Annotated in this window: 23 protein-coding genes; 9 read left to right on the top strand and 14 right to left on the bottom strand. The window is 65.2% G+C overall.

Annotation, left to right across the window (positions count from 1 at the left end):
* Positions 1–72: 72 nt before the first annotated feature.
* The 10 genes from EBMC1_RS04645 to EBMC1_RS04600 form a co-directional block, all read right to left on the bottom strand.
* Positions 73–2,106, bottom strand: coding sequence for a 3-hydroxyacyl-CoA dehydrogenase NAD-binding domain-containing protein (locus EBMC1_RS04645; RefSeq protein ID WP_003041363.1), 2,034 nt, complete (start codon positions 2,104–2,106; stop codon positions 73–75).
* Positions 2,107–2,261: 155 nt separating this feature from the next.
* Positions 2,262–3,464, bottom strand: coding sequence for a serine hydrolase domain-containing protein (locus tag EBMC1_RS04640; protein ID WP_003041361.1), 1,203 nt, complete (start codon positions 3,462–3,464; stop codon positions 2,262–2,264).
* Between the two features lie 149 nt (positions 3,465–3,613).
* Entirely contained in the window at positions 3,614–4,417 is an 804-nt protein-coding gene (locus tag EBMC1_RS04635) for an SDR family NAD(P)-dependent oxidoreductase (protein ID WP_003041358.1), read from the bottom strand.
* Complete coding sequence (locus EBMC1_RS04630; RefSeq protein WP_003041355.1) at positions 4,417–5,193, bottom strand: SDR family NAD(P)-dependent oxidoreductase; 777 nt, start codon at positions 5,191–5,193, stop codon at positions 4,417–4,419. Before EBMC1_RS04630 ends, EBMC1_RS04635 begins: the two co-directional genes overlap by 1 nt.
* A complete protein-coding gene (locus tag EBMC1_RS04625) occupies positions 5,190–6,263 on the bottom strand; it encodes a phosphotransferase family protein (RefSeq protein ID WP_003041350.1) in 1,074 nt (357 codons plus the stop codon). Before EBMC1_RS04625 ends, EBMC1_RS04630 begins: the two co-directional genes overlap by 4 nt.
* Positions 6,260–7,351, bottom strand: a complete 1,092-nt coding sequence (locus EBMC1_RS04620; protein WP_003041348.1) for a Zn-dependent alcohol dehydrogenase — start codon at positions 7,349–7,351, stop codon at positions 6,260–6,262. Before EBMC1_RS04620 ends, EBMC1_RS04625 begins: the two co-directional genes overlap by 4 nt.
* A 92-nt stretch (positions 7,352–7,443) precedes the next feature.
* Positions 7,444–8,736 carry an acyl-CoA dehydrogenase family protein gene (locus EBMC1_RS04615; protein WP_003041345.1) on the bottom strand — a complete coding sequence of 431 codons (1,293 nt, stop codon included), beginning with the start codon at positions 8,734–8,736 and terminating at the stop codon, positions 7,444–7,446.
* A gap of 113 nt (positions 8,737–8,849) precedes the next feature.
* Positions 8,850–10,301 carry an MFS transporter gene (locus EBMC1_RS04610; protein WP_003041341.1) on the bottom strand — a complete coding sequence of 484 codons (1,452 nt, stop codon included), beginning with the start codon at positions 10,299–10,301 and terminating at the stop codon, positions 8,850–8,852.
* A complete protein-coding gene (locus EBMC1_RS04605) occupies positions 10,298–11,737 on the bottom strand; it encodes an MFS transporter (protein ID WP_003041337.1) in 1,440 nt (479 codons plus the stop codon). The genes EBMC1_RS04610 and EBMC1_RS04605 overlap by 4 nt, the downstream gene beginning before the upstream one ends.
* Entirely contained in the window at positions 11,734–12,591 is an 858-nt protein-coding gene (locus tag EBMC1_RS04600; RefSeq protein WP_003041335.1) for an SDR family NAD(P)-dependent oxidoreductase, read from the bottom strand. The genes EBMC1_RS04605 and EBMC1_RS04600 overlap by 4 nt, the downstream gene beginning before the upstream one ends.
* Positions 12,592–12,763: 172 nt before the next feature.
* Between EBMC1_RS04600 and EBMC1_RS04595 the strand changes: the two genes are divergently transcribed.
* The 4 genes from EBMC1_RS04595 to EBMC1_RS04580 all read left to right on the top strand — a co-directional run bounded on the left by EBMC1_RS04595 (position 12,764) and on the right by EBMC1_RS04580 (position 16,810).
* A complete protein-coding gene (locus EBMC1_RS04595; protein ID WP_003041330.1) occupies positions 12,764–13,945 on the top strand; it encodes an acyl-CoA dehydrogenase family protein in 1,182 nt (393 codons plus the stop codon).
* A gap of 140 nt (positions 13,946–14,085) precedes the next feature.
* Complete coding sequence (locus EBMC1_RS04590; RefSeq protein WP_003041327.1) at positions 14,086–15,204, top strand: acyl-CoA dehydrogenase family protein; 1,119 nt, start codon at positions 14,086–14,088, stop codon at positions 15,202–15,204.
* A gap of 146 nt (positions 15,205–15,350) precedes the next feature.
* Entirely contained in the window at positions 15,351–16,154 is an 804-nt protein-coding gene (locus tag EBMC1_RS04585; protein ID WP_003041324.1) for an SDR family oxidoreductase, read from the top strand.
* Between the two features lie 140 nt (positions 16,155–16,294).
* On the top strand, positions 16,295–16,810 hold the full coding sequence (locus EBMC1_RS04580) for a hypothetical protein (protein WP_003041321.1): 516 nt from the start codon (positions 16,295–16,297) through the stop codon (positions 16,808–16,810).
* A gap of 124 nt (positions 16,811–16,934) precedes the next feature.
* On the opposite strand, the gene ppc is transcribed toward EBMC1_RS04580, so the two are convergent.
* From ppc to EBMC1_RS04560, 4 genes are all read right to left on the bottom strand, one after another.
* Entirely contained in the window at positions 16,935–19,604 is a 2,670-nt protein-coding gene (gene ppc / locus EBMC1_RS04575; protein ID WP_003041319.1) for a phosphoenolpyruvate carboxylase, read from the bottom strand.
* 79 nt (positions 19,605–19,683) lie between these two features.
* Positions 19,684–20,130, bottom strand: a complete 447-nt coding sequence (locus tag EBMC1_RS04570) for a hypothetical protein (protein WP_003041316.1) — start codon at positions 20,128–20,130, stop codon at positions 19,684–19,686.
* A 131-nt stretch (positions 20,131–20,261) separates the two neighbouring features.
* The gene (locus EBMC1_RS04565; protein ID WP_003041314.1) at positions 20,262–20,684 is read right to left on the bottom strand and encodes a YbaY family lipoprotein; all 423 of its coding nucleotides are present in this window, start codon (positions 20,682–20,684) and stop codon (positions 20,262–20,264) included.
* Between the two features lie 64 nt (positions 20,685–20,748).
* Positions 20,749–21,315, bottom strand: a complete 567-nt coding sequence (locus EBMC1_RS04560; protein ID WP_003041310.1) for an HNH endonuclease — start codon at positions 21,313–21,315, stop codon at positions 20,749–20,751.
* A 170-nt stretch (positions 21,316–21,485) separates the two neighbouring features.
* Between EBMC1_RS04560 and gluQRS the strand changes: the two genes are divergently transcribed.
* The 5 genes from gluQRS (at position 21,486) to egtD (ending at position 25,611) form a co-directional block, all read left to right on the top strand.
* Positions 21,486–22,346, top strand: a complete 861-nt coding sequence (gene gluQRS / locus EBMC1_RS04555; protein ID WP_003041309.1) for a tRNA glutamyl-Q(34) synthetase GluQRS — start codon at positions 21,486–21,488, stop codon at positions 22,344–22,346.
* A gap of 9 nt (positions 22,347–22,355) precedes the next feature.
* The gene (locus EBMC1_RS04550; RefSeq protein ID WP_003041307.1) at positions 22,356–22,580 is read left to right on the top strand and encodes an HIG1 domain-containing protein; all 225 of its coding nucleotides are present in this window, start codon (positions 22,356–22,358) and stop codon (positions 22,578–22,580) included.
* A gap of 31 nt (positions 22,581–22,611) precedes the next feature.
* Positions 22,612–23,193 carry a cob(I)yrinic acid a,c-diamide adenosyltransferase gene (locus EBMC1_RS04545; protein ID WP_003041304.1) on the top strand — a complete coding sequence of 194 codons (582 nt, stop codon included), beginning with the start codon at positions 22,612–22,614 and terminating at the stop codon, positions 23,191–23,193.
* 106 nt (positions 23,194–23,299) lie between these two features.
* Positions 23,300–24,622 carry an ergothioneine biosynthesis protein EgtB gene (gene egtB, locus EBMC1_RS04540; protein WP_003041301.1) on the top strand — a complete coding sequence of 441 codons (1,323 nt, stop codon included), beginning with the start codon at positions 23,300–23,302 and terminating at the stop codon, positions 24,620–24,622.
* Between the two features lie 2 nt (positions 24,623–24,624).
* The gene (egtD, locus tag EBMC1_RS04535; protein ID WP_003041299.1) at positions 24,625–25,611 is read left to right on the top strand and encodes an L-histidine N(alpha)-methyltransferase; all 987 of its coding nucleotides are present in this window, start codon (positions 24,625–24,627) and stop codon (positions 25,609–25,611) included.
* Positions 25,612–25,614 lie beyond the last annotated feature (3 nt).

Genomic DNA, 25,614 nt, shown 5'->3' with positions numbered 1-25,614 from the left:
CGTGATTTTGACAAAAGAAGGGCCGCCTGACCCAAGCGGGGACAGGCGGCCCTTTCTTCGTTTCGTTCTGGCTTAGAAGCCCGCTTTCGCCGCGGCCTTCTCGGCGAGCAGCGGTGCCACGGTAAAGCCGTGCTTTTCCAGCGCCGCGGCGATCTTGTCGGTGCCTTCGAGGCCGGCCCAGAACATCGGACCGCCGCGATAGACCGGCCAGCCATAGCCATAGATCCACACCACATCGATGTCGCTCGCGCGCTGCGCCTTGCCTTCGGCGAGGATCAGGGCGCCTTCGTTGACCATCGGATAGAGCGTGCGTTCGACGATTTCCTGATCGCTGATCTCGCGCTTCTGAATGCCCGCCTTCTGGCGGAACTCCTCGATGATCTCGGCAACGCGCGGGCTTTCCGACGGATTGCGCTTGTCGTCATAGTCATAGAAGCCCGCCTGCTTTTTCTGGCCCCAGCGGCCTTCGGCGCACAGCGCGTCGCGGATGCTTTCGATGCGGTTCGGGTCGCGGTGCCAGCCGATGTCGACGCCGGCAAGGTCGCTCATCTGGAACGGCCCCATCGGCATGCCGAAATCGACATGCACCTTGTCGACCTGCGCCGGGGTCGCGCCTTCGAGCAGCAGCTTCTGCGCCTCGATCTGGCGCGGTGCGAGCATGCGGTTGCCGATGAAGCCGTGGCAGACGCCGGCGACGACGGCGACCTTGCCGATCTTCTTGCCGATCGCCATCGCGGTGGCCAGCACGTCGGGCGCGGTCTTGTCGCCGCGCACCACTTCGAGCAGCTTCATCACATTGGCGGGCGAAAAGAAGTGCATGCCGAGCACGTCGCCGGGTCGGCTCGTCGACGCCGCAATCTCGTTGACGTCGAGGTAGCTGGTGTTCGACGCCAGAATGGCGCCGGGCTTTGCGATCTTGTCGAGCTTGCCGAAGATGTCTTTCTTGACGTCCATATTCTCGTAGACCGCCTCGATGATGAGGTCGCAGTCGGCGAGCGCGTCCAGTTCGAGCGCGGGGGTGATGAGCCCCATCATCTGATCGACCTGTTCGGGCTTGAAGCGGCCCTTCGCGGCGCTGGCGTCATAATTCTTGCGCACCACGCCCAGACCGCGGTCGAGTGCTTCCTGCTGCATCTCGACGATGGTGCAGGGAAAGCCCTTTTGCAGGAAATTCATCATGATGCCGCCGCCCATCGTGCCGGCACCGATGATGCCGACCTTCTTGATGTCGCGCAGCTGCGTGTCCTTGGGCAGGCCGTCGATCTTTGCCGCCTGGCGTTCGGCGAAAAAGATGTGGCGCTGCGCCGCCGACTGGCTGCCCATCATCAGCTTCATGAATTCCTGGCGCTCGAAGGCGAGCCCTTCGTCGAAGGGCAGGCGCGTCGCCGCCTCGACGCAGGCGAGGTTTGCATAAGGCGCCTCGAACCCGCGCCAGCGCTTCGCGTTCGCGGTCTTCAGCTTTTCGATGACGCCGACGTCGCCGAACACGGCGCGCTCGCGCGTCGGACGCGGGCCGTCGGCGATCTTGGCGCGGGCAAAGGCGATCGCGTCGGCGGCAAGGCTGTCCTCACCCGCCAGTTCGTCGACAAGGCCCATCTCCTTCGCGCGTGGCGCGGGGACGGGGTCGCCGAGCGAGGTCATCGTCGCGGCGGCTTCGACCCCGACGACGCGCGGCAGGCGCTGCGTGCCGCCCGCGCCGGGCAGCAGGCCCAGCTTCACCTCGGGCACGCCGAGCTTCGCCGACGGGACCGCGACGCGATAATGACAGACGAGCGCGGTTTCGAGGCCGCCGCCGAGCGCCGTGCCGTGGATCGCGGCGACGACCGGCTTGGTCGCGGCTTCGATCATGTTGAGTACGGCGTTGAAATCGGGACCGCGCGGCGGCTTGCCGAATTCGCTGATGTCGGCGCCGGCGATGAAGGTTGCGCCATCGCAGCGCAGCACGATCGCCTTGACGCCGTCATCGGCGAGCGCGGCTTCGAAATTATCCTTCAGCCCCTGGCGGACATGCCACGACAGGGCGTTGACCGGGGGGTTGTTGACGATGACGACGGCGACCTCGCCATCCTTCTGCATCGTGACGGAAACGGGGGTTTCTTCGGACATGGGAAAGCTCCTCTCAATCTAAAGCCTGTCAGCAAAGCCTTGTGCCCCTGCGAAGGCGGGGGTCCATCACCGGACGGCACGATCTGGCACCGTCAGGAGATGTGTCCCCGCCTTCGCGGGGACACAGGCATTTTCATTCGAACATATACATCATTTCAGTCGTCGATCGCGGCGTGGACGAGCGTCTTGACCTCGCGCCGCACGGGATAGGTGGACGAGGGCATGAGCTGGGTCATGAACACCATGCAGATTTCTTCGATCGGATCGACGAAGAAGCCGGTCGAAAACATGCCGCCCCAATAGAAATCGCCCGCCGAACCGGGAATGCCCGCCGCCGCCGGGTCGAGCGTGACCGCGAAGCCGAGCCCGAAGCCGACCCCGGCATTTTCGTCCTCGGAAAAGATGCCGACGCTATGCTGCGTCAGGTCTCCGCCGCCGACGAGGTGGTTCGCGGTCATCAGGGCGAGCGTCTTGCGGCTGATGATCCGCGTGCCGTCCAGCTTGCCGCCGCCGAGCAGCATCAGGCAGAAACGGTGATAGTCGGCGAGCGTCGAGACGAGCCCGCCGCCGCCCGAATGAAAGCTGCGGTCCTTTGCCCAGCGGCTACGGTCGCCGCTGTCGAAGCCCTTCATCTTGTCCTTCGGGTCGAAGGCGTAGCAGTCGGTCAGCCGATGCTGTTTGTCCGCAGGCACCTTGAACCCGGTATCGACCATGCCGAGGGGGCCGAAGATGCGCTCTTGCAGCACTTGGGCAAAGGGCTTGCCCTCGATTCGCTCGATCACTGCGCCTAGGACGTCGGTCGCCATCGAATAATTCCAGTGCGCGCCGGGATCGAACTGCAGCGGAATTTTCGCGAGCCCCGCGATGAAGCTGTCCATCGTATAATCGGCATCGAAATCATCGATCTTGGTCTTGCGATAGGCGGCGTCGACGGGGGTGCGCTCCTGAAAGCTGTAGGTGAGGCCGGCGGTATGGCGCAGCAGGTCGACCATCAGGATCGGGCGCACCGGCGGCCGGGTCAGGAAGGGCACATTGCCGCCGCCCGCAACGAAGACGCCGGTGTCCTTGAACTCGGGGCAAAATTTGACCAGCGGGTCGGACAGCGCGACCTTGCCCTCCTCGACCAGCATCATGAAGGCGGTGCTGGTGATCGGCTTGGTCATGCTGGCGATGCGGAAGATCGCATCCTCTTTCAGCGCCTCGCCCGGACGCGCTTCGCCGATGCACGACAGATGCGCGATCTCGCCGCGCCGGGACACCAGCGTCGCCGCATGCGGCAGGCGGCCGGCGCCGACATATTTGGCGTCGAGAAAGGCGGGAACGCGGTCCAGTCGCGCGGTATCGAATCCGTGGGTCATGAGATTAATTCCAAACTGAACAAGCTGTGTGCGCCCGCGAAGGCGGGTGCCCATCACCGGATGGTGCAAGTTCGAACCGACCAGAGATGGGTCCCCGCCTTCGCGGGGACACACGGCCTATACCGGAGTCTGTCATTTACGAGCCACCTTCAATGCGATGTCTGGCCGAGAAGTTGGCGCGTCACCGGGTGCGAGCTGGTGAGGCCCCCGTCAACCGCAATCGCCTGTCCGTTGACGTAGCTTGCCTGGTCGCTGAGCAGGAAGAGCGCGACATTGGCGAGCTCCTCGGGCTGGCCAGCGCGCTTCAGCGGGTTGAGCTGGCCGATCTTGTGGGTGACGCCCTTCTCCTTTGCATAGTCGAAGGTCGGTTTGGTCATCCCGGTTTCGGTGAGGCCGGGGCAGATCGCGTTGACGCGCACATTGGCCGACGTCATCTGCTGCGCCGCGGTCTTGGCGAGGTTGATAACCCCCGCCTTCGACGCCGAATAGGCGGCCGGGCCGGCGCCCGAATTGATCCCCGCGACACTGGCGGTCAGCAGGATCGCGCCGCCGCGGCCCTGATCGACCATCGCCTTGCCCGCATGCTTCACCATCAGCGCCGGGCCGATCAGATTGACGCGCAGCGTTTCGGCCCAGGCCTCGGGCGAGATGTCGAAGATGCCGCCCATGTCGCCGATGATCCCGGCGTTGGCGAAGGCGATGTCGACCCCGCCGTAATTTTCCTGTGCGGTCGCGACCAGCCGTGCAACATCAGCCTCGACCCCGGCATCGATTTCCAGCGCGACGGCAGTGCCGCCCGCGTCCTTTACCGCCTGCGCCGTGTCCTGCACCGCCGCGCTCTTGTCGCCGATGACGAGTTTCGCGCCTTCGGCGGCGAAGCGCAGCGCGCTTGCCCGGCCGATGCCGCTGCCTGCGCCGGTAATGATCGCGATCTTGCCGTCCAATGCGCCCATCATGCGCCTCCCGATATCGTGGCTCCGCCATCGCAGACGATGGTCTGGCCGGTTGTGAATGCCCCCGCCTTGCTGGCAAGAAAGACCGCCGCGCCGGCGATCTCGTGCGGTTCGCCGATGCGCTTCAGCGTCGACGCCGCGGTGGAACGCCGAAGATTTTCTTCATTTTCCCACAGCGCGCGCGCCATGTCGGTGCGGATCAGGCCGGGCGCGATGCAATTGACGCGGACGCCCTTGGGGCCGAATTCGACCGAGAAATTGCGCGCCACCTGCATGTCCGCCGCCTTGGAAATCCCGTAGGCCCCGATGATCGGCGATCCCTTGAGCCCGCCGATCGAACTGATGATCGTGATCGATCCTTCGCCGCGTTCCAGCATTTCGGGGGCGACCATCGAAATCAGCCAGTGATTGGACAGGATATTATTGTCCATGATCTTGCGGAACTGGTCGTCGCTGATTCCAAGGCCGGGACCATAATAGGGGTTCGACGCCGCGTTGCAGACGAGCGCGGTGATCTTGCCGAAGGCGGCGCGTGTCGCGTCGACGAGATGCTGCAGATCCTCCTTCGACGAGATGTTCGCGGCAACCGCAATCGCGGTCCCTTCGCCAAAGCGCGCGTTGATCGCCGCCGCGGTCTGATCGCACGCATCCTGCTTGCGGCTCGAGATGACCACCTTGGCGCCCTGTTCGGCCATCGCTTCGGCGGTCGCCTTGCCGATGCCGCGCGACGATCCGGTGATCAGCGCGACCTGCCCGGTCATGTCGAACAGGCTCATGCGCCGGCCTGCTGCGCGAAGTGCCACGCCTTTTGCGCCAGCGGCAGGACGCGTTCGGACATCGCCTTGGCATGGGCGGACGATGCGGTGCCGTCGATGACGCGCTTCTTGATCCCCTGCATGATGCCGGCGAGGCGGAAGAAATTATAGGCGAAATACCAGTTCATGTCGGGAACGCTGTCGCGCCCTGTCGCGGCGCAATAGCGATCGACCACCTCGTCTAGCTCCGGAATGCCGAGCGCCGCGCGGTCGAGGTCCATCACCCCCGAACGGCCGCCGTTTTCGGTCACCCACGCCATTGCGACATAGGTGAAATCGGCGAGCGGATCGCCAAGCGTCGACAACTCCCAGTCGAGCACCGCCAGCACCTGCGGCCGGTCCTTGGCCCAGATCATATTGTCGATCCGATAGTCACCGTGGACAACGCTGGTGCGCGTCTGTTCGGGCAAGGTCGCGGGCAGCCATTCGATCAGCCGTTCCATCTCGTCCATCGTCTCGGTCTCGGAGAGGCGATACTGCTTGGTCCAGCGATCGACCTGGCGGCCGAAATAATTGCCCGGCTTGCCGAAGTCCGAAAGCCCGGCGGCTTCGACATCGACACTGTGCAGTGCGGCGAGCGCGTCGATCATCGCGAAATAGGTCGCGCGGCGGTTGTCGGGGGTCGACCCCGGCATCGATCCATCCCAGATGGTATGGCCGTCGACCATCCCCATCACATAGAACCAGCTGCCGACCACGCTGTCATCGGTACACAGCCCATATTGGCGCGCGACCGGATAGCCCATCTTATGGAGGCCAGCCTGCACTTTATATTCGCGGTCGACGGCGTGCGCCGACGGGAGCAGCGGACCGAAGGGTTTGCGCCGCAGCACATAATTGCCCGACGGCGCCGAAATCTTGTAGGTCGGGTTCGACTGGCCGCCGGCAAATTTGCTCTGCGTCAGCGGGCCTTCGAACCCTTCGACATTGGCTTCCATCCAGGCGGTCAGCTTCGCTTCGTCGAGGACGTCGGCCCCCTCGGGCGCGACGGTGCCGCTGAAGGCCTTTTGCGCGTCGATTGTTTCCGTCATTGGTCGAACACGATCACCGACCGCGCGGCATCGCCCTTTCGCATCTTGTCGAAGCCTTCGTTGACCCGGTCGAGCGGGATCGTCTCGGCAACGATGCTGTCGAGATCGAGCAGGCCGCGCAGGTAGAAATCGACCAGCCGCGGAATGTCGACCGGGAAGCGGTTGCCGCCCATGATCGCGCCCTGCAGCTTCTTGCCCGAAAGCAGGTCCATTGCGCCCAGCCCGACCTTTTCGGACAGCGGCATCATGCCCAGGATCGTCGCGGTGCCGCCGCGGCGCAGCGACGCAACCGCGAGGCTGGCGGAGGCGGGGCGCCCGACCGCTTCGACCGCATGGTCGACGCCGCCCTTGGTCATTTCGACGATCTGTTTGGCGGCATCGTCGGCGAGCGCATCGACGACATCGGTCGCGCCCAGCTTCATCGCCAGTTCGCGCTTTTCCGGAACCGGGTCGGCGGCGATGATGCGTCCGGCGCCTGCGATCTTGGCGGCGTTGATCGTCGCGAGCCCGACGCCGCCGCAACCGACGACCGCGACCGTTTCGCCCGGCGTCACCTTGCACGCGTTGAAGATGGTGCCGGCGCCGGTCGTGACCGCGCAGCCGATCACCGCCGCGCGGTCGAGCGGCATTTCGGGATCGATCGCGACGCACGCATGTTCGTGGACCAGCATCACCTCCGAAAAGGCGCTGAGGTTGAGCATCTGGTTCACCGGCGATCCGTCGGGGCGCGTGATGCGCGGCGCCGATCCGACCGGCCGGCGCGTCTCGCCGCCAAGGCACAGCGACATGCGGCCGGTAACGCAGAACTCGCAATGGCCGCAAAAGGCGCTGAGGCAGGTGACGACCGCGTCGCCCGGCTTCACCGTGCGGACTTCGCTGCCCACCGCCTCGACGATCCCGGCGGCTTCATGGCCGGGGATGGCGGGCAGGGGGTGCGGATAGGCGCCGTCGATGAAATGCAGGTCCGAATGACAAAGCCCGCAGGCGGCGGTGCGGATGCGCACCTCGTGCGGGCCGGGCTTGTCGACGACAACCTCCTCGATGACGAGGGGCTTGCCGGGTTCGATCAGGACGGCGGCTTTGGTCAATGTATCTTCTCCGTTCGGTTCGAGCGACCTCGAGAACCGGTTGTGGCCGTTCGTGTCTCGACTTCGCGCGACACGAACGGACGTAGGACGGTTTAACGCGTAACGCCGATGTCGCCCGACGAGAAACGATCATCCTGCGCGGCGGGCGAATGTTTCGCCAGTTCGATGCGCGCGATGGCGCGGGCGTGGACTTCGTCGGGACCGTCGGCGATGCGCAGCGTGCGCTGGCCGGCGTACATTTTGGCGAGGCCGAAATCTTCGCTGACGCCGCCGCCGCCATGCGCCTGGATCGCATCGTCGATGATCTGCAGCGCCATGTTCGGCGCCTGCACCTTGATCATCGCGATCTCGGCCGCGGCCGACTTGTTGCCGACCTTGTCCATCATGTCGGCGGCCTTCAGGCACAGGAGGCGCGTCATTTCGATGTCGATGCGCGCCCGCGCGATGCGCTGTTCCCAGATGCTGTGCTCGGCCACGGTCTTGCCGAAGGCGACGCGCGACTGGAGCCGCTTGCACATCCGTTCGAGCGCTTCTTCGGCGACGCCGATCGTGCGCATGCAATGGTGGATACGCCCGGGCCCGAGGCGGCCCTGCGCAATCTCGAAGCCGCGGCCTTCGCCGAGCAGCATCGCATCCTCGGCCTTGACGCGAACGTCCTTGAGCTCGATTTCCATATGACCGTGCGGCGCATCGTCATAGCCGAAGACGGGCAGGTGGCGCAGGATGTTGATGCCCGGCGCGTCCATCGGGACCGCCAGCATCGACTGCTGCGCGTGGCGCTTGGCGCCGAAGTCGGTCTTGCCCATGACGATCGCGACCTTGCAGCGCGGATCGCCCGCGCCCGACGACCACCATTTGACGCCGTTGATGACATAGTCGTCGCCGTCGCGTTCGATCCGCGTTTCGATGTTCGTCGCATCGGACGAGGCGACCGCGGGTTCGGTCATCAGGAAGGCCGACCGAATCTCGCCATTCATCAGTGGGGCGAGCCATCTGTCCTTCTGCGCGCGGGTGCCATAGCGGTGGAAGACTTCCATATTGCCCGTGTCGGGCGCCGAGCAGTTGAATACCTCGCTCGCGAAGCCGACGCGGCCCATTTCCTCGGCGCACAGCGCATATTCGAGGTTGGTGAGCCCCGGGCCTTCGAATTCGAACGTCTCGTCGACATGGTGGTGCGCACTGCTGCGCGGCGGCATGAACAGGTTCCAGATGCCAGCGGCCTTCGCCTCGGCCTTCAGATCCTCGACCACCTGGATGACTTTCCAGCGGTCGCCGCTCGCATCCTGCTGTTTGTAGGTCGCAACGGCGGGGCGGATCTTGCGGTCGATGAACTCGCGCACCCGGTCGCGCCAGTGCACCTGCCGGTCGGTGAAGTCGAAATCCATCGCTGCATCCTTTCCCTTTACGTTCACGTAAGCCTTTGGACCGATTCGCCCCCCTTTGCCAAGACCCGCGGCGCAGAAAATTGCCCCGGCATCGCTGCCCGCGCAATCTTCCGTTACGGCCGCGGCCCTTGGCTATCGGCCGCTGCGCCGCCCGTCGAGGCGAGGGCGGCGAGCCGTGCCTCGTGGCTGGCCCGGTCGATCGGATACCGCCGCAGGCCAATGGTCGCCATGACCGAAATCAAAATCATCAATCCGGCGAAAATCCACGCCATTGCCGCGGCAGTGCTGGCTGGCCAGTCCTCGGGCCGCACTTGATCACTCAACCCTGCAAAGGCGACAAGCTGGCCGACGAGAAAGATGCCGAGCGCCTGCCCGAATTTCTGGACCATCAGATAGCCGGCGAAGAAGACACCCTCGATCCGCGTGCCATGATCGACCTCATGCGCTTCGACGATTTCCGCAACCATCGACGAGGTGGAAATGGTTGCCACCACCAACCCGAACAGCGACAGGGTCTGCAACGACAGCAGAAGCATCATGGAAGACCATCCGCCAAGATCGGGCCACCAGCCCAGATTGCGCGCGGCATAGGGCAGGAAGGCGATTGCGCCACTCGCGAGCGCGGCACCGATCGCGCTGTCGCGCTTGCCAAAGCGGCGGTGCGCATGGCCGACCGCCGCGAAAGCGCCGAAGACCGCGATGGCGAGCCCGACAGGATAGAAACGCAGCTGTGCGTCGCTGAGTTGCCAGACATAGAGCATCATATAATTGGTCGACGCGATCGTCGTCGCATAGGCGCCCGTGACGAACAGCGCGCCGGACGCCAGCGCAAGAAACGCCGGGTTGCGAAAGGCAAGCAGGATGTCGGCGAGCATCGAATGGCCGTGCGGCCTGCGCGGCGGAGGCGGCAGCGACAGGATGCGGCGTTGCTGACCGAATGCCGACGCCAGCGTCGTCAGCAAGATCATGGCGGCGCCGAACAGACCGTAGGCGGTATAGCCGGATGTCTCGAGCAAGCCGCTGCGCGCGGGATCGTCGGAGACCAGAAAGACATTATAGGCAAGCGCGACGGCAAGCAGGCCGCCCAGCCAGCCGAACAGAAAGCGATAGCGCATCAGCGCGGTGCGCTCGTCATAATCGCGGGTCAGTTCGGCGACGAGCGAGATCGAGGGAATTTCGCACGCCGACACCAATATGCGCACGGCCACGACATTGAGGAACAGGCCCAACGTCGAATGTTTTGCGATATCGGGCGACACCCACAGCAGCGTCCACACGATCGCCATCGGCAGAGCGGCGCCGTAAAGCCAGGGCAGCCTCCGCCCAAGCCGGGTTCGCGTCGCATCCGACAGCCGGCCGATCATCGGATCGACGATCGCATCGACAAGCATCGCGCCGATCAACACGAGCGACACGACGCGCGGATCGAAACCGAGCACCTGATTGTAATAGATCATGAAGAAGGTGGTGAGCCCCGACTCCTTGATTCCGAGTGTTACGGCACCCACGCCATGCGCCACCTTGATCCGCGTCGGCAGCGCGCCGGGGAGAATATTGGCGCTCATTGCAGCGCGATCGTTTCGGATGCGGAGAGCGCGGCGACGCGGGCTTCATGGTCGGCGCGGTTGATCGGGAAGCGCGCGAATATCCACGTCGACAGGATCGTCGCGACGATCACGATCAGGCTGTAGCTGACGACCAGCCGGTCGACCACTTGCGGCGCAACCTCGCCGGGAACGGCTTTCGCCGGCAGGCCCGACAGGCTGATCAGCAGGCCGGTGAGGCCGATCCCTACGGCGGTGGCGCATTTCTGGACGAACATCCAGCCGGCGGCGAACACGCCTTCGGTGCGGCGTCCGGTTTCGACCTGCGATGCCTCGACGACGTCGGCGAGCATCGACTGCGCTGAGATCATCACCATCACCGCATTGACGTTGGAAACGAGGATGAAGCCCATCAGCAGATTGCTGGAGAAGGCGGAGCCGGTTCCCGGCCAATGGCCCGAAAGGAACAGGCCGAACGGCGCCACCCAGAACATCGTGCTGATGATCCCGCAGACCACCGCGACGCGCTTCTTGCCGAACCGGTGGTGGAGCGGCTGCACAAACACGAAGGACAGCAGGACGCTGACCATCAGCAACCACGGCAGCGCCGCGAAGGCGCCATCGGAAAAGCGCCAGACATAGAGATAAAGGAAGTTCGAGATGGTGAAGGTCATCTGCGTGCTCGAAATCGCGATCAGCGAGGCGCCGAGCAGGATCAGCGCCGCCGGGTGGCGCAGCGATTCCCAAATCTCGGCAAAGGCGCGCCGGGGCGTTCCGGGTTCGGGCTTCGTCGCTGGCAGATGCGCTATGCGCCGATGCTGGCCGAGCGCGGAGATCAAAACCGTCACCGCCATGATGATCGCCCCGCACAGGCCGTATAGCCAGTAGCCCGCAGGATTGAGCTGCCCGAACTTGTGCGTCGCGTCGGGGCGCAGGAAGACGGTGTTGGCGAGGAAGAAGACGAGCAGCCCGCCGCCCCAGGCGAAGAGGAAGCGGAAGCGAACCAGCGCGGTGCGCTCGTCATAATCGCTTGTCAGTTCGGCGACGAGCGATTGCGACGGCACTTCGCAGCACGATACCAGCGTGCGCACCAGTACCGCGACGACCACCAGATAGGCAAAGATATGCGTATGATCGTCGGGCGGCGACCACAGCAGCATCCATGCGAGCCCGAGCGGCAGCGGCGCGAGATAGAGCCACGGATGGCGGCGGCCCCAGCGCGTGTAGGTGCGGTCCGAAAAATAGCCGATGAGCGGATCGACGAAGGCATCGGCGAGCAGCGCGAACATCAGCGCCAGCGAAACAAGGCTCGCATCGAGCCCGACCACCTGGCTGTAGAAGATCAGCAGGAAGGTCGAAAAGCCGTTGTCCTTGACCCCATAGGCAACGCTGCCGAGGCCGTGGAATAATTTGAGCCCGAGCGGCAGGCGCGCCTGCGCCGGGGTCTCGGCGGTCACGCGGCGGCTCCGGCCTTGGCCGCATCCTCCATGGCTATCAGGGCGTCGAACAGGCCGGGCGCTTCGGGGTCCCAGGCGTGGCGCTGGCCGATCGTCAGGCCGCCATCGACCAGCATATGCGTGCCGGTCATGAAGCTCGCCTCCTCGCTCGCCAGATAGGCGACGGCGTTCGCGATATCTTCGGGCTGGCCGCCGCGCGCGACCGGCTGCGCATGCGCGCTCATTTCGGCGATCACCGCCTTGGCCGCATCCTTGCTTTCGTCGGGCACCTCGAGCGAGGTGGTGAAGATATTGGTGTTGATGAAGCCGGGGCAGATCGCGTTCACGCGGATGCCATATTGGGCAAGATCGGTCGCCGCGACCTTGGTCAGATGCAGCACGCCCGCCTTGGCGACGGCATAGGCGGTCGGCGAATAGCCGGCGCCGAGCGCCGCGACGCTCGCAGTGTTGACGATCGCTGCGCCTTTGCGGCCCTTCATATGAGGCGCGGCATAGCGGATGCCCATCGCGACCGATTTGAGGACGAGGTTCATCGTCCAGTCCCATCCGTCGGGCGTGATTTCGTCGATCGGGGCGCGGTCGCCGCCTGCGGCGGCATTGTTGAACACGATGTCGATGCCGCCGCCGCGCTTCGCAGCTTCGTCCATCAGCGCTTCGATGTCCGACGCGACGGTGACGTCGCACCGGATGAATTCGATCCGGCCGTTCGACGCCGCGGCAAGCGCCTGACCGCCCGCCTCGTCGATGTCGGCGGCGAAAACATGGGCGCCTTCGCCCGCGAGTTTCAGAACGGCCGCCTTGCCGATGCCCGATGCTGCGCCGGTGACGACGGCGACCTTGCCTGCGAATCGCATTTCCTGCTCTCCCGTTTTCTTTTGCCACTTAGCTTAGGCGCGTGGGAGGGCGCGTCAACGGCCCGCAATCGGACGCTACGGCGCCGTAACGGCAGCGCGGCGCAGCCAAGTTGACGCTTGCGTAAACCGGGCGACTCCCCTTAGTTTGCGCGCCAGAAGAGGAGCCCGAAAGATGAGCGATCAGGACGCTTTTCGCGCCGAAGTGCGCGCCTGGCTGGAAGCCAATTGTCCCCCCGAAATGCGCGAACCCGTCCGCGACGAAGGCGATGTATGCTGGGGCGGGCGCAAATGGGTCTTCAAGAATGACGCCCAGAAACAGTGGCTCGAAGCCTGCGCCGCAAAGGGCTACACCGTTCCCGACTGGCCGAAGGAATATGGCGGCGCCGGGCTGACCCCCGAACAGACCAAGATCCTGAAACAGGAAATGAAGCGCATCAACGCGCGCTCGCCGCTCGACAGCTTCGGTATCTGGATGCTCGGCCCCGCGCTGCTCAAATTCGGGACCGAAGAGCAGAAGGTCCATTATCTGAACCAGATCGCGCGCGGTGAAATCCGCTGGTGTCAGGGCTATTCGGAACCCGGCTCGGGCAGCGACCTCGTCTCCTTGCAGACCTTCGGCGAGGACAAGGGCGATCACTGGGTCGTCAACGGATCGAAGATCTGGACCAGCTATGCCGACAAGGCCGACTGGATCTTCTGCCTCGTCCGCACCGACAAGGCGAACAAATATCAGGGCATCACCTTCATGCTCTTCGACATGGAAAGCAAGGGCGTCACGACCAAGCCGATCCTGCTGATTTCGGGCAATTCGCCCTTCTGCGAAACCTTCTTCGACGATGTCGAAGTGCCCAAGACGCAGTTCGTCGGCGAGATCAACCGCGGCTGGGACGTCGCCAAATATCTCCTCGGCCACGAACGCGAGATGATCTCGGGCGGCGGTGCCGGCGGCGACATGGTCAGCATCGGCGGCGCCTTTGCCAAGGCGATCGGCAAGAACGACCATGGCGAACTCGACGATCCGATCCTGCGCGCCGAAATGGCGGCGTTCGACGTCGATGTCTTTGCCTATCGCGCGATGGGCGAACGCTTCATGGACATGTGGAAGACCGGCCGCGCGCACCCCGCCTCGTCGAATATGATGAAATATGTCGGGACCGAGCTCAACAAGCGCCGCCACGAACTCGTCATGTCGGGCGGTGGCAGCGAAGCGCTCGAATGGGACAGCCCCGAAACGAAGGGCGGCGCCCGCCCGCGCGCGTGGCTGCGCACCAAGGCCAATTCGATCGAAGGCGGCACGAGCGAAGTGATGCTCAACGTCATCGCCAAGCGTATCCTCGATTTGCCGGGGGCGTAACACCTCTCCCCTCCCGCTCGCGGGAGGGGCAGCGAGGCTTGCGAACTTGTTCGCTAGCCGCAGCGGGGTGGGCAGATGCGACGTCGCTGGCCCACCCCTAACCCCTCCCGCAAGCGGGAGGGGAATTGGAGAGAAAAGACATGCCGCTCTATCACAATGACGATCAGGCGATGCTCAAGGACAGCGTCGCGCCCTTCGTGGCCGAACAGGCCCCCGTCTCGCACCTCCGCAAGCTGCGCGACGAGGCCGACGCCACCGGCTTCTCGCGCGACCTGTGGGCGCAGTTCACCGAAATGGGCCTGCCCGGCATGCTGGTGCCGGAGGCGCATGGCGGGCTCGGCATGGGGCATATGGAAGCGGGCATCGTGCTCGAGGAAATCGGCCGCAACCTGACCCCGTCGCCCTTCCTCGCGACCAGCGTCGGCGCGGTCGCCGCGCTGGCGAAGGCGGGCGGCACGCAGGCGGGCCGCTGGCTCCCCGCCATCGCCAGCGGCGAGGCGATCGTCGCACTCGCGATCGACGAGGGTGCCAAGCACCGCCCCGACCGCATCGCCACCACCGCGACACGCGCCGGAAACGGCTTTCGATTGGACGGCAAGAAAAGCTTCGTCCTCCACGGCCATGTCGCCGACATGAGCATCGTCGCGGCGAAAACCGACGGCGGTATCACCCTGTTCGCGGTGCCGAAGGATGCAAAGGGGCTGACCGCTGATCCGCGCCGCCTCGTCGACTCCTCGCTTGCAAGCCATGTCACCCTCGACGGCGTCGAGGTCGATGCCGACGCAGTGATCGGCGAAGTCGATGCCGGCGGCGACATCCTCGACGCGCTGCTGGCCGCCACCCGCACCGGCGCAGCCGCCGAGATGGTCGGCGTCGGGCAGGGCGCAATGGATATGACCGTCAATTACCTCAAGGAACGCAAGCAGTTCGGCAAGCTGATCGGCGAGTTTCAGGCGCTCCAGCACCGCGCCGCGCACCTCTATGGCGAGATGGAAGTCGCGCGCGCCACGGTGATGAAGGCGCAGCAGCTTTTGGACGAAGGCAGCGAGGGCGCGAAGCTGATGGTTTCGGTCGCCAAGGCCAAGGCGGGCCGCGCCGCCAACCTCGCGGTGCGCGAAGGCGTCCAGATGCACGGCGGCATCGGCATGACCGACGAATATGACATCGGCCTCTATATGAAACGCGACCGCGCGCTCGCCGAATTCATGGGCGATGTGCATTACCATATCGACCAGGTCGCCCGGATGAACGGATACTGAGACGACCCAAACCCCCTCCCGCGCGCGGGAGGGGCAGCGAGACTTGCGAGCCTGCTCGCTAGTCGCAGCGGGGTGGGTAACCGCACCGTCGCTGGCCCACCCCTAGCCCCTCCCGCTTGCGGGAGGGGGATGATCGGAGAAAAACCATGAACCTCAATGATATGTTCGGCCTCAACGGCCGCATCGCGCTCGTCACCGGCGGTTCGCGCGGCATCGGCAAGATGATCGTCGAAGGCTATCTCGCCGCCGGCTGCGCGCGCGTTTATATCTCGGCGCGCAAGACCGCGCAGATCGAGGAAGCCGTCGCCGATTTCGAAACGCGCTATCCGGGCAAGGTCATCGGCCTGCCCGTCGATCTTTCGACCGTCGAAGGCTGCCGCGCGCTCGCCAAGGAACTCGAAGCACGCGAGGAAAAGCTCGACATCCTCGTCAACAATGCGGGCGCCGCCTGGGGCGAACCCTTCGAGAATTTCCCCGAAGCCGGCTGGGACAAGGTGATGGACATCAACGTCAAATCGCCCTTCTTCCTGACCCAGGCGCTGCACAATCTGCTGAAGGCGGCGGGCACGCCCGCACAGCCGGCAAAGGTCATCAACATCGGATCGATCGACGGCATGCGCCTCAACCCGTGGGAAACCTACAGCTATCACGCGTCGAAGGCGGCGATCCTCTATCTGACCAAGCGGATGGCGGCGCGGCTGGTGCAGGACAATATCCTCGTCACCGCAATCGCACCCGGCGCCTTCCAGTCGGACATGAACAAGGCGGCGCGCGACCATGGCGACGCGGTTGCCAAGAGTATCCCGACCAAGCGCATCGGCGTGCCCGAGGATATGGCCGGCGCAGCGATCTTTCTCGCATCGAAGGCGGGCGATTATGTCGTCGGCGAAACGATCGCGGTCGACGGCGGTCTCGTCCATGGCGACCTCAAGACCAGCATCGACGCTTAGGTCGCTTCTCGCTGGCCACCCCGGACTTGATCCGGGGAGTATCCCTGTGGAACCGTAACCTGGTCATGGCGAGCCGACAGGAAATTGACTCGCCGCGCGCGCAGGTGTATTATTCAAATAGTGCACCAAGGAGACAGTCCATGCGTTTCGCCTTCCTGATTCCCCCGATGCTGTTGCTCGGCGCCTGCGGGCACGCCGAAGACAAGAGCGATAAGGCCGAGGTCACGGTGAATGCCGATGGCGACGGCGGCAATGTCCGGATCACCGCCGGCAAGGATGGCGGCAAGGTCAGCATCGACGGCGATCACGGCTCGATGAGCTTCAAGCTCCCCGATTTCGCCAATATCGACGTCGACAGCGATTTCGACATCGACGGGGTGAAGCTCTATCCGGGCAGCAAGATCGCAAGCATCGATGTCAATGCGAGCGACAAGGGCGGCGCCGACAAGGCGACGGTGCACCTCGGCTTCACCTCGCCGGCCGCGCCAGCCAAGGCGGCCGACTGGATGGCCGGCGAATTTGCGAAGAAGAATATCCAGGTCCAGCGCGCCGGCGACACGCTGCGCGGGACCGACAAGGACGGCGCCGATTTCACGATCAGCTTCGAACCCGCGGGCGAGACGAGCAAGGGCGAGGTGCGAATCGTCAAGAGCTGAGCGGAATCCTGTTTCAATCGCGGCTTTCCTTTAATCGTCACCCCGGCGAAGGCCGGGGTCTCGACGGCGCGAAATGACGCGAAGTTGAGATCCCGGCCTTCGCGGGGATGACGAATCCGCTAGCCTACCCGCTGTTGCGCAGCGCGGTTGCGATCGCGTTGATGGTCAACTGAATGCCCTCGGCGATGCGGGGGTCGGTTTCGCCTGCGCGGTGGCGCTTCATCAATTCGATCTGCAGCAGGTTGAGCGGCTCGATATAGGGGAGGCGCAGGCGGATCGATGCCTCGAGCGCCGGATTATTCTCGAGCAGCCGCGACTGGCCGGTGATCGTCAAAAGCCCGTCGTGGGCGCGGTGCCAGCCGTCGCGGATGCGCGAAAAGATCGCCGTATGCCCGCCCACATGCCCGGCCAGTTCGGCATAGCGCGCGGCGATGCCGATGTCCGATTTCGCCAGCACCATTTCCATATTGCCCAGCAGCGCGCCAAAGAAGGGCCAGCTTTGCGCCATATCGGCGAGCAGCGCCTGGTCCGCGAACGCCGCAAAGGCTTCACCGGTGCCGTACCAGCCGGGCAGCATGGTGCGCGCCTGCGCCCAGCTGAACACCCAGGGAATCGCGCGCAGATCCTCGATCGCGGTCGATTTGGTGCGGCTCGACGGCCGCGATCCGATCTTCAGCGTCGCGATCTCGGCGATCGGCGTCATTGCACGGAAGAAGTCCTTGAAGGCGGGCGTGTCGTAAACGAGCCCGCGATAGGCGGCAAAGGCGTTGTTCGACAGCGCGGTCATTGCGCCCGCAAAGCGCCCGGCGTCGTCCGCGCTCATCGCCTCGGGCTCGAGGCTGGCGAGCAGGCTTGCCGATACCATCGCCTCCAGATTGGTCGCGGCGCTGTCGGCAGTGCCATATTTGGCCGCGATCACTTCGCCCTGTTCGGTGATGCGAATGCGGCCCTGCACCGTCCCCGCGGGCTGCGCGCGAATCGCGGCGAAGGCACTGCCGCCGCCGCGCCCGACCGCACCGCCGCGACCATGGAAAAGCTGCATCGCGGTATCGGCGGCCTCGAACACCGGGGTCAACGCTTCCGATGCCTGGTAGAGCCCCCAGGTCGAGGTCAGATAGCCGCCATCCTTGTTCGAATCCGAATAGCCGATCATCACTTCCTGATGTCCGCGCGCGACGACATGCGGCGCAATCTCGGGCAGCGCGAAATAGGCGGCCATGATCCCCGGCGCGTCGTCGAGGTCGGCGATGGTTTCGAACAGCGGCACGACCATCAGATTGTCCTGCGCCTCGGCCGACCATAGTCCGGCTTCACGGGCGAGGACATGGACCTCGAGCAGGTCGGACAGGCTTTCGGCCTTGCTGATGATCCACTGGACGATCGCCTCGGCGCCCAGCTTGGCGCGGATCGCGGCGGCGGCGTGGACGATCGCGAGTTCGCCAGCGGTTTCCTCGCTCCATTTGTGCCACGGCGCGGCGAGCGGGCGGTTGGTCGCCAGTTCGCGGCGCAGCAGGTCGACGCGCGCCTCTTCGCCCAGGCCGAGATAATCGCCTTCGACCCCCGCGACCGCGAGCAACTCGGCGAGAACGCGTTCGTGCACCGCGCTGTTCTGCCGCATGTCGAGCGTCGCGAGGTGGAAGCCGAAGACCTCGACCGCGCGGATCAGCCGCCCGAGCGCGCCGATGCCGCCGAGCTGGCCCTCGCCGCTCGCCGACAGGCCGGCGGCAATGGTGACGAGGTCGCGGCGGAAATCGGCGGGGGCGGCATAGGCGTCGCCGGCCAGTGCCGACGGCCGCGGCGGCGCGCGCCCGACGATGCCGGCATAGGTTGCGCACAGCCGGGCATAAATGCCCGACAGCGCGCGGCGATAGGGTTCGTCGCTGCGGCTCGGCGCGGTATCGCCGCTCGCCGCAGCCAGCGCCTCGACCGCTTCGGGGACCGTCGCGAGCGACGACGACACCGACAGTTCGGCGCCGAGTGCGTGCACCGCGTCGATGTAATGGCCGAGCACTGCGGCGGCGTTGCGGCTCGTCGCCATATGCAGCGTCTCGGCGGTGACGAAGGGATTGCCGTCGCGGTCGCCGCCGATCCAGCTCCCGACCCGCAGGAAACTCGCCGGGCGCGCGCCCAGCTCCTGTTCCCAGCGCGCATAAAGCTTGGGGATCACGGGCACGAACACGTCGCGCAAATAGGTCAGCGCATTGTCGATCTCGTCGGCGACGAACAATTTTTCGGTGCGCAGCGGCCGCGTCTGCCACAGCAGCACGATCTGGCGGCGGATCGCCTCCTCGACGACATCGCCCTCGGCGGTTTCCTCGACGCCGGCATCGCGCAGCCGCATGAGCTCGGCGATGCGGTTCTTGTGGTCGAGCATCGACTTGCGGCGCACCTCGGTCGGGTGCGCGGTCAGCACCGGCGCGACGAGCGCCGCGTCGAGCAGCGCCGCGACCGCATCGCCATCGATGCCGTCCTGCTTCAGCCGCGCCAGCGCTGCGGCCACCGTCGCCTCGGGCTCGGCGGCGACGCCCTGCCGGTCTTCGGCCAGATTGGCGAGCATCGAAAACAGCATGAAACCGCGCACGAAGGCGATGGTATCGTCAAGGCTCAGCGCCTCCAGCCCCGGATCGATCGTCTCGGCGCCCGCGATGCCGCGATGCCGGTCGACGCTCGATGATCGGATATATTCGGTCTGCCGGAACAGCTTTTCGCCGCCATAGGCGCGAATGACGTCGCCGAGGATCCGCCCGAGATAGCGAATGTCGGGATTCTGCGAGATCTGGATCGGTGGGCCCATGGGCCAAGAGTGCTGCACCTGCGAAGGTGCAGCGTCAAGGGCAGCGCGCGCGCATAGCTATGCGCGGCCGGTCGTCTTGTCAGGCGAATGTTTCGTAGACGTCGTCGGAGAAGCCCTTGCCGCGTTTTAGGGCAATGGCACCGCGAATGCCTCCGACCATCGCACCAAGCAGAACCGCGCCCACTATCCAACTTGTTGGCGTACTCCACAAAATCGCACCGACAAAATAGAGGAGCGTCGCAAGGATTCCGGGAATTATGCCTCGGCCTTGGCGAAGAAGAGCGGCGGCGACAAACATCAGGAGAATTTGAGCGATGGCAATTAAGACAACCGGATTCGATGCACCAATAAGCCGGACCAAAGGGTCAGTGCCAAAGGTAAACCACAGCCTGAGCGCGCTGAGCGTCGCGACAATATTGAGCGCCGTAGAAGCCGTTTGAGCGGCACTCAATGCACCGGCGCGGGTCGTAAGTTCCGGCGACCACAACTTCTTGAATGTACTCCCGATACCACCCTCATAAGCCATCGTTGTCCCCCTGTCATCAGCGGCTGATCGCATTGCATGCGAACAGCTCGCATGCACGAGTTAACGCGCTGAACCAGTGTGGGCCAGTCACGGCTTTCGCTTCTGTCCGATTTGGAGCAATCAGGTCGAAACTAGCGCGTCTTCACCATCACCAGCGTCCCCAGGTCGATCCGCGGCGCCCCGTCGAAGGTCACGCTGTTGCGCGTGTCGGTGATGAACATCAGCTTGCCCGACGCATCGGTGATCCGCGCCGCCACGGCATAGCTGTGGCGCGGGTCGAGCCGGCGCTGGTCGACGGTCAGCGAAAAGGCGAAGGGCACCTGTCGGCCGTCGGCGGTGAAGCTCTGGCGTGCGATCACCGACGCGGGCGCATCCATCAGGCTGACGTCGGCCAGCGTCACCTCGACCTGCGCCGTCGGCGGCAGCGCCATACGCTCGCGATAGGTGATTGCGCCGGTCACCGACACGGGCTGCTCGGCGGGCGCGAAGCTTGCGCAGGCGGCGAGCGGGAGGGCGGCGAGGCCGATGGCGAGCGAAGCGACGGCGCGGTTCATGACGATACTCCTGTTGACCAAATATCTGGCGACCGTCTGGCACCCTCCGGCTGAACCGGGCCTGTCAGCCCTCCAGTTCGACGTCCCAGTAAAGCCAGTCGATCCAGCTTTCGTGCAGATAGCCCGGCGGAAAGGCGCGGCCATTGTCCTGAAGCTGCCAGCTCGTCGGGCGCCACGGCTTCTGGTGCAGCGGCATATGCGCCTGCGCCGGCGTTCGCCCGCCCTTGCGCAGATTGCACGGCGCACAGGCGGTGGTGACATTTTCCCAGCTCGTCCGCCCGCCCAGCCGCCGCGGCACGACATGGTCGAAGGTCAGATCCTTGCCCGACCCGCAATATTGGCAGGCGAAGCGATCGCGCAGGAACAGGTTGAAGCGCGTGAAGGCGGGATATTGCGACGGTTTCACATATTGTCGCAGCGCGATGACGCTGGGGATCGGCATCGTCCGCGTCGGCGAATGGATTTCGCGCTCATAATTCTCGACGATCGTGACGCGGTCGAGGAATACCGCCTTGACCGCGGTCTGCCACGGCCACAGGCTCAGCGGGTAATAACTCAGCGGCGTATAATCTGCATTCAGGACGAGAGCCGGACAATTATCGGGATGCCGGGCAAGATCGGGATGGAACATGGCTTGGTAACGCTGCCCCCTATGCTGCTCGGGATGGCGCGCCACTGCCTTCCTCGCGTGACACCATCATTACATGACGCATCAGAATCTGGCGTCAAGGGGGGATGTGTCGCAATATATGGAATGGATGGATTGAGAGCCCCACAGCATATGGATTCGGCCGCCACGCCATGCTGACCCGCTTCGCCCCCAGCCCGACCGGCGAACTGCACCTTGGCCACGCGTTCAGCGCGATCCTGGCGCACGATGCCGCGCGCGCCGCGGGCGGGGCGTTCCACCTCCGCATCGACGACATCGACGGCAGCCGCTCGCGGGAGGCGTTTGTCGGCGCTGCGCTCGCCGATCTCGAGTGGCTGGGCCTGACTTTCGACGGCGCGCCGGTTCGCCAGTCGCAGCATCTGGGCGATTACGCCGCCGCGCTTGCCGATCTTCGTGCCCGCGGGCTCGTCTACCCCTGCTTCTGCACCCGCGCCGATATTGCCGCCAGCCTCGCGGCGCCGCACGGCGCACCGGCGGACGGCGCGCCGCTCTATCCCGGCACCTGCCGCCACCTCGGCGCGGCCGAGCGCGAACGGCGATTGGCGCAGGAGGCGCATTGCTGGCGGCTCGACATGGCAAGCGCGGTCGCGATTGCGGGGCCGCTCGTCTGGGAGGAGGACGCGCATGGGCCGCGCGCCGCCGATCCCGCCGCGCATGGCGACGTCGTCCTCGCGCGCAAGGATGCCCCTGCCAGCTATCATCTCGCGAGCACGATCGACGATGCCGCGATGGGGGTGACGTTGGTGGTTCGCGGCGCCGATCTGATCGCCTCGACCGACGTCCACCGGCTGCTTCAGGCGCTGCTTGGTTTTGCGACGCCGGTCTACCGCCACCATGCGCTTGTCTGCGGCGCCGACGGCAAGCGGCTCGCCAAGCGCGACGGCGCGGCGGCGCTTGCCGCGCTGCGCGCTGCGGGCGCGGACGGGCGCGCGCTGGCCGACGATTTGCGCGCCGGGCGGCTTCCGGCTGGATATTCGCTGCAAATGCCCTAAATAGAAGACATGCAGGTGCTTCTCATCCTTGCGGTCGTTGCGTCGGCCGGCCTCGTCCTCTTCGCGCTCGCGCGCGGGCTCTTCTATTTCGCGCAGGGTCACCGCGCCGCGATGGAGGGCAATGAGCATGAAAATCAGCTCATGCAAAACCGGATGATGATGGCGCGCGTGAAGTGGCAGGCGGTGACGATCATCCTGATCGTGCTGATCGGCCTTCTCGCCGCGGGCAGCTGATCGCGGCGCGTCTGCCCGCGGCCCCTCGCTTATGGTCAAGCTCAACAAAATCTATACGCGCACCGGCGATGACGGCACGACGGGCCTCGTCGACGGGTCGCGCATCGCCAAGTCCGACGCGCTGATGGAAGCGATCGGCGACGTCGACGAGGCGAACAGCGCCCTCGGCATCGCGGTCACGGCGCTGCCCGCGGGCGGCGAGGCAGCGGCGATGTTCGCGCGCATCCAGAACGAATTGTTCGACCTTGGCGCCGATCTCGCGACGCCTGCCGATCCGCAGCATGGCTTCGGCCCGCACGAAATGGCGCTGCGCATCGTCGCGAGCCAGATCGCCCGGCTGGAGGCGGAGATCGACGCGATGAACGACAGGCTCGCGCCGCTGTCCAGCTTCATCCTGCCCGGTGGCACCGAAGCCGCGGCGCGCCTCCACCTCGCGCGCGCGATCGCGCGCCGCGCCGAACGGGCGGCGGTCGCGGCGTCGGCGACGCGGCCGCTCAACCCGCTGGCGCTTGCCTATCTTAACCGCCTGTCCGACCATCTGTTCGTCGCGACGCGCCACCTCAACGCCGCGGCGGGGGGTGACATCCTGTGGAAACCCGGCGCGACGCGCTAGGACCGATCGTCATATTGTTCTTCTTTTGTTCTAGACAATTCTCCGTCCTGTAACCATATTGGGGCAGGCGACGAAACCGAATCGCTCTTCGGGGGATTGTCAAACCATGGCCAGCCGAACCGATGCTTCGCCCACGACCGCTCCTTTGGCGGACGACCTGACTCGGCGCTTCACTGCGACGCGGCAGCTCTCGCTCGACCTTGTCGCGCGCCTGTCCGACGCCGACGCCAGCGTGCAGTCGATGCCCGACGCATCGCCCGCCAAATGGCATCTCGCCCATACGAGCTGGTTTTTCGAAACCTTCGTCCTGCGCGATCATTGCCCCGGCTATTCGCTGTTCGATGACCGCTTCGCTTATCTGTTCAACAGCTATTATGAGGCAGAGGGGCCGCGCCACGCGCGCCCGCGCCGCGGCCTGCTGACGCGGCCGTCGCTCGATGCGGTGCGCGATTGGCGCGCGCATGTCGATGCGGCGATCGTGAAGGCGCTGCCGACGCTGTCGCCGGCCGCGCGCGCGCTCGTCGAGCTTGGCATCCATCATGAACAGCAGCATCAGGAATTGCTGCTCACCGACATCAAGCATCTGTTCGCGCAGAACCCGCTCGGCCCCGCCGTCTGGGACGCTTCCGACAGTGCAATCGCGAATGAAGTTGCGCAGTTTTCCGCCGATTCTTCGGCATCGGCTGCCGCGGCGGGGCCGCTGCGCTGGATCGCGGGAGCGGAAGGGATCGTTGCCGTGGGGCATGAAGGCGAGGGTTTCGCATTCGACTGTGAACTTCCGCGCTTTTCGGCGCTTCTTGCGCCGCATGCGCTCGCCAATCGACCGGTAACGAACGGCGAGTGGCGCGACTTCATCGCCGACGACGGCTATCGCACCCCGTCGCTGTGGCTCAGCGACGGCTGGGCATGGGTCCAGGCCGAAGGCGTCGACGCCCCCGCCTATTGGGAGGGCGATCGCCAGTTCACCCTTGCCGGATGGCAGGCGATCGATCCCGCCGCTCCCGTGACGCACATCAGTTTTTTCGAAGCCGACGCCTTCGCCAGCTGGGCCGGGGCGCGGTTGCCGACCGAATTTGAATGGGAAGCGGCGGCGGCGGGATATGATCCGCGCGCGGGGCAGCAGCTCGATGCCGCCGGCCCGGTGCATCCGGCGGCGGCGGACGGCGCCGCATCGGACGGCGCTGCGCTTGCGGGGATGTTCGGCGGGGTCTGGGAATGGACCGGCAGCGCCTATCGCCCCTATCCCGGTTTTCGCGCCGCGCCGGGCGCGGTCGGCGAGTATAACGGCAAGTTCATGAGCGGCCAGTTCGTGCTGCGCGGTGGCAGCTGTGCGACCCCGCGCGGCCATGTTCGCGCCTCCTACCGCAATTTCTTCTACCCCCACCAGCGCTGGCAGTTCACCGGCCTGCGCCTTGCCAAGGATTTGTGATCATGGGCGTTGTTCGCCAATTGCGGCAGGTCGATGCCGATGACAGCGGCATCGATATCGCCTTTCGCGCCGACGTTCATGCGGGATTGTCGCAGGCGCAAAAGGCGATTCCGGCGCGCTGGTTCTATGACGCGACCGGATCGGCGTTGTTCGAGGATATTACCGGGCTGCCCGAATATTATCCGACGCGCAGCGAGGTGGCGCTGCTCACCCGCCATGCGCGCGAACTGGCGGCGGCGATCGGGCCGGACCGCGCGGTGGTCGAACTGGGATCGGGCAGCTCGACGAAAACGCCGCTGCTGCTCGATGCCATTGCGCCCGGCGCCTATGTGCCGGTGGATATTTCGGGCGATTTCCTGCGCGACAGCGCGGCCGCCCTCTCGGCGCGTTTTCCCGATCTGCCGGTCTATCCGGTCGAGGCCGATTTCACCCAGCCGGTCGCGCTCCCGCGTGAGATTTGCGGCCTTGCCAAACTCGGTTTCTTTCCGGGTTCGACGATCGGCAATATGGTGGCGCGCAGCGCGGTCGATCTGCTCCGCCATTGGCGCAGCGCGCTCGGCGACGGCGCGCTGATGCTGATCGGGGTCGACCGGATCAAGGATATCGGCACCCTCGAACGCGCTTATGATGATTCGGCTGGCGTCACCGCGGCGTTCAACCTTAATCTGCTCGAACGGATCAACCGCGAACTAGACGGCACGATCCCGGTTGCCAATTTCGACCATCGCGCCTGCTGGAACGATGTTCATGCGCGTATCGAAATGCATCTGGTGGCGGCGTGCGACCTCGACTTCATGGTCGATGGTCGTCCTTATACGATGGCGAAGGGCGAAACGATCCACAGCGAGAACAGCCATAAATATGGGCCGCGCGACGCCAGCCTGCTCCTCCGTGCCGGAGGCTGGACGCCGATCGCGGCGTGGGACGATGTCGATCCCGCTTTCGCGCTGATCCTCGCCGAAGCGACCGAGGTGCGCGCCGCGCCCTGACGC

It is taken from the genome of Sphingopyxis sp. MC1 (genome assembly GCF_000371385.1).
Classification (GTDB): Bacteria; Pseudomonadota; Alphaproteobacteria; order Sphingomonadales; family Sphingomonadaceae; genus Sphingopyxis; species Sphingopyxis terrae.
Note: the sequence above shows the minus strand (reverse complement) of the source record. Positions and strands in the feature narration are given on the sequence as shown.